The organism is Nodularia sp. UHCC 0506 (assembly GCF_034931045.1).
Taxonomy (GTDB): domain Bacteria; phylum Cyanobacteriota; class Cyanobacteriia; order Cyanobacteriales; family Nostocaceae; genus Nodularia.
The window spans coordinates 44487-48273 of sequence record NZ_JAYGHH010000033.1; the positions used below are offsets into that span (position 1 = coordinate 44487).

The 3787-nt window shown below is 41.9% G+C and carries 3 protein-coding genes; 2 read left to right on the forward strand and 1 reads right to left on the reverse strand.

Features of this window, described 5'->3' with window-relative positions:
• Window positions 1-709 precede the first annotated feature (709 nt).
• Window positions 710-2593 (forward strand): MobV family relaxase, encoded by a 1884-nt coding sequence (gene mobV, locus VB654_RS17200; protein WP_323215033.1) that lies wholly within the window; start codon window positions 710-712, stop codon window positions 2591-2593.
• A gap of 32 nt (window positions 2594-2625) precedes the next feature.
• Here the strand turns inward: mobV and VB654_RS17205 are convergent, their stop codons facing one another.
• Window positions 2626-2805 carry a hypothetical protein gene (locus VB654_RS17205; RefSeq protein WP_323215034.1) on the reverse strand — a complete coding sequence of 60 codons (180 nt, stop codon included), beginning with the start codon at window positions 2803-2805 and terminating at the stop codon, window positions 2626-2628.
• Window positions 2806-3332: 527 nt separating this feature from the next.
• On the opposite strand from VB654_RS17205, the gene VB654_RS17210 reads away from it, so the two are divergent.
• Window positions 3333-3787, forward strand: a 455-nt coding sequence (locus VB654_RS17210) for a shikimate kinase (protein ID WP_323215035.1), incomplete at its 3' end; no start/stop codon positions are given.

Consider the following 3787-nt stretch of genomic DNA (forward strand, 5'->3'; position numbering starts at 1 on the left):
ATCATGGTTTCATGACATCCCAATGGGCGTAGACAGTCACCAAAATCCACATATTTTGAGACTTTTATGCCTTGTCTACGCCCCCTATTTTTAGGCAAAAAGCCCTCAGAAGCATATATAGAAAGAGTTACAGCCGTCTTTAATACCAAATTTTGACTCAAAAACGATAATACATTGATGTTGCAAATGTAATTCAAAAAACTGTTCAAAAATTATTCTGTAGTTGTTTATAATACTTTTAGTTACAAAACAGTTGTATCACTCTTTGAAAAAAGTCGAGTGAATCCGAAAATCCGTGATTATTGTCAATAATTTAAGCTATTGAGAATACAATAACCCAAAAACCTTGTGATTACGTTGAATTAGCCATTTATTAGCCAAAAGTCACCCAGGCATTTTTGATAGTAATTTGAGTGAAAATTGACCCCAAAAACGCATTTATATTCTCATTAACTGAGATTAATTGATAATAAAACCCCAGTAGAAAACCCTCAGAATCGCCAGTTGAGAAGTCAGTAGTCTAGTAGTAAAAAACACCTGTAAACGCGCAAAAGATGGCTGTCAATCCTACAAAGCAGGATTTCACGCCGCCGGAGGGCTACTACTGGAAATGGATTTCGGGCAGGTGTACCATGATAATGGTGGTACTACACTTCTACGCCCTGCGGGTGGGCTGCGCCCATCCTTCGCTACGCTCAGGACGTAGAAGTTGCGTAAGCCCTTCGGGGAAGATAGCACACCTGCTGACTACAGTATAAAAACAATGGTAGCCCTAGCAATTCTGCGCGTTGAAAAACTCAAATCTTTCAGCAATGTAGGCAGTAGTGAAAAACATACTGCTCGTTTACAAGATACGCCAAATGCCGACCCCACTAAAAAAAATATCAGGCTGATTGGTGAGTTGGATGATTTACCATTAAGCGAAATCGTCAAAACCAAAATAGCCACCAGCACAAAACACAAACCGCGTAAAGACGCAGTGCTGTGTAGCGATATATTTTTAAGCGCATCACCCGAATACTTCCGTCCTCATGATCCATCACTAGCTGGCGAATGGGATAATAATCGGATGTTGGAATTTGCCAACGCCTCTAAAAACTGGTTGATTTCAAATTACGGTGATAAGTGCGTCAGGGCAGAATTGCACCTCGATGAAGTTACCCCTCACATTCATGCTTATATAATTCCCATTAACGACAAAACCAAACAACTCAGCCACAAAGCCATGTTTGGTGGTGACGGCAAACAAGCCAGTATTAAATTATCCAAGTTGCAAGATAGTTATGCAGCTGCACTAGCTCCTTTGGGTATTGAACGAGGGGTTAAAGGTTCCAAAGCCACCCACACCAAAGTTAAAAAATATTATCAAGCAGTCAACAGCGAACCCCTGAACTTGGAACTAGAGCGATTTGCACCCCAGCCTTCTGAAACAGCACAGCAATTATATGAACGCATCAAGGCTGATAGAGCAATTCAAGATATTAATCATCAGTTAGCTGACCGCAGGCTGTTACTAGAACAATTACGCGCAGCCGAACAAAAAGCTAATGCTAGTGAGAAGCTGCGGCAGCAGTTAGAACAGCGAGTGGCACAGTTGGAGGATGAAAAAATTGTCTGGAACCAGCAGGCAGAACAGTTGCGGGACTTACCCCTGGAGGATGTGGCGTGGCAGTTGGGGTTAGACCGTGACCATAATCAGCCAGGGAAATGGAGAGGCCAGGGTCATATCATGAATATAGATGGTTCCAAATTCTATGACTTTCACCCCAGTGAACAGAGGGGTGGCGGCGGTGCTATTGACTTGGTGATGCACGTTAACCAGTGTGATTATCGGCAAGCGATCGCTTGGCTGTATGATAGCTTTGGTGAAAAAGGGGTAGAGAGAGCAGTTATTGCCCAAACTCGAAAAATCGCCACTGAATTTGCACAGTTGGAACCCAGACCCAAGTTTGTACCCCCAGCACCGGATGACCGCCAATGGCATAAAGTCGAAAATTATCTTACCCAGAAACGAGAATTACTACCCAGTTTTATCCAAGCCGTTCATGAGCAAGGTTTAATTTACGCTGACGAGCAACAAAACGCCGTGTTTTTAATGCGGAATTTGGATGGTGAAACCACAGGTGCATTTGTTAGAGGAACACAAGGGGAAGATAACACCTTTCAGGGATATGTGAAACGAACCAAGCGCACTGATGGGTGGTTTCATTTAAAACTCGGCGGAGAACCAAACGGCGAAATTGCAAAAGTTGTATTGTGTAAATCCCCCATTGAGGCAATGTCATTCGCTACTCTGGAAATGGAAGTTCAGCAAGGAATACCCAAAACCAGGACAATGTACATGGCAGTAGATAGCCCCAAAAGTCTGCCAGTGGAATTTCTGCAAACTGTTCCCGCAGTAGAAGTGGCTTATGACAATGATCCTGCCGGGAGTGAGACTGCACGAATGATCATGGAACAGTTACACCATGCCATGCGAGTTAAACCAAAAGGCAAAGATTGGAATGATACCCTGTGTGCATGGAGAAAGTACCAAAAGCAACAGAGGCGTGACCAGCAGCACCAGCAGCCAGGGCAGGAACTGGAATTTTGAACCAAATTATCACAACTAATAATATAAAAACGTCAAATCATGGTTAAGCGATCGCCTCCGGCACGGCGTTTAACCATCGCATCCAGTAGCCTATTTTTAATTGAATAGGATTTCGGTGGTAGATAGCGGTTTAGTTCCAAACTTCTGACCCGTAGGAAATCTACAACGCTTTTTAGCCAGTTGGATATTTTTTTTTCACTGCTGTTGATCAAGTTATTACTTTTCTGCTCAGAAATTTACTTGCCAAAAGTGTGCCAATTCAGATCCAATTGCGATCCAACACAAATCCAATTCAGATCCAACACAGATCCAACTCAGATCCAATTGCGATCCAATTCAGATCCAATTCTCTAGTCTACGTAGCTTATGTAATATTTATATTCGCAATAAACGCTAATTATTGATAAAAATTGTGCAGATTCAGATCCAATTGCGATCCAATCCAGATCCAATTCAGATCCATTGCCGATTCCTCCAGCGCTGAATTTGAGAAGGCGAAATCAGTTTTTGTGGGTAGCAAGCTATGTTGCTATCCGGGTATTTTTTCTAGGGAGAAAAAAAGTACCCCCCAACTGCGGCAACAAACTTGCCCTCTGTTCACGGTTCCCCTATCTCAGTATGTCAACCACCGTGACCTTTTTTTGAATTTGGGGTAAAGATAGTAAATTCGTGTAATTAATAATTTAAGCTGTTTGAAAAATTAGAAATCAATCGGCTGCATCTTAATTAAATCACCACAATGTATCGAATTTTAATATTTGGCAATTCCGGTTCTGGAAAAACTACTCTTGCAAATAGACTTGGTAAAGACTTCAGTATCCCAATTCTTGATCTCGATACTATCGTCTGGGAACCAAACCAAATTGCCATACGGCGTTCTCAAAAAGATTCAGCAAAGGATCTACGAGACTTCATAGAAAATAATATTTCTTGGGTAATTGAAGGCTGCTACAGCACGCTAATCAAAGCTGCTATCGAATTCTCGACTGAAATCTATTTCCTAAATCCCGGTATTAGTAAGTGTCTTGAAAATAACCGCAATCGTCCTTGGGAGCCGCACAAATTCAAATCAATCGAGGAGCAGGCACAAACATTCGAGTTTCTACAGAATTGGATTCAACAATATGAAGAACGCGATGATGAATTCGGTTATTCATCCCATCGCTCAATATTTAATCAATATAACGGCAGAAA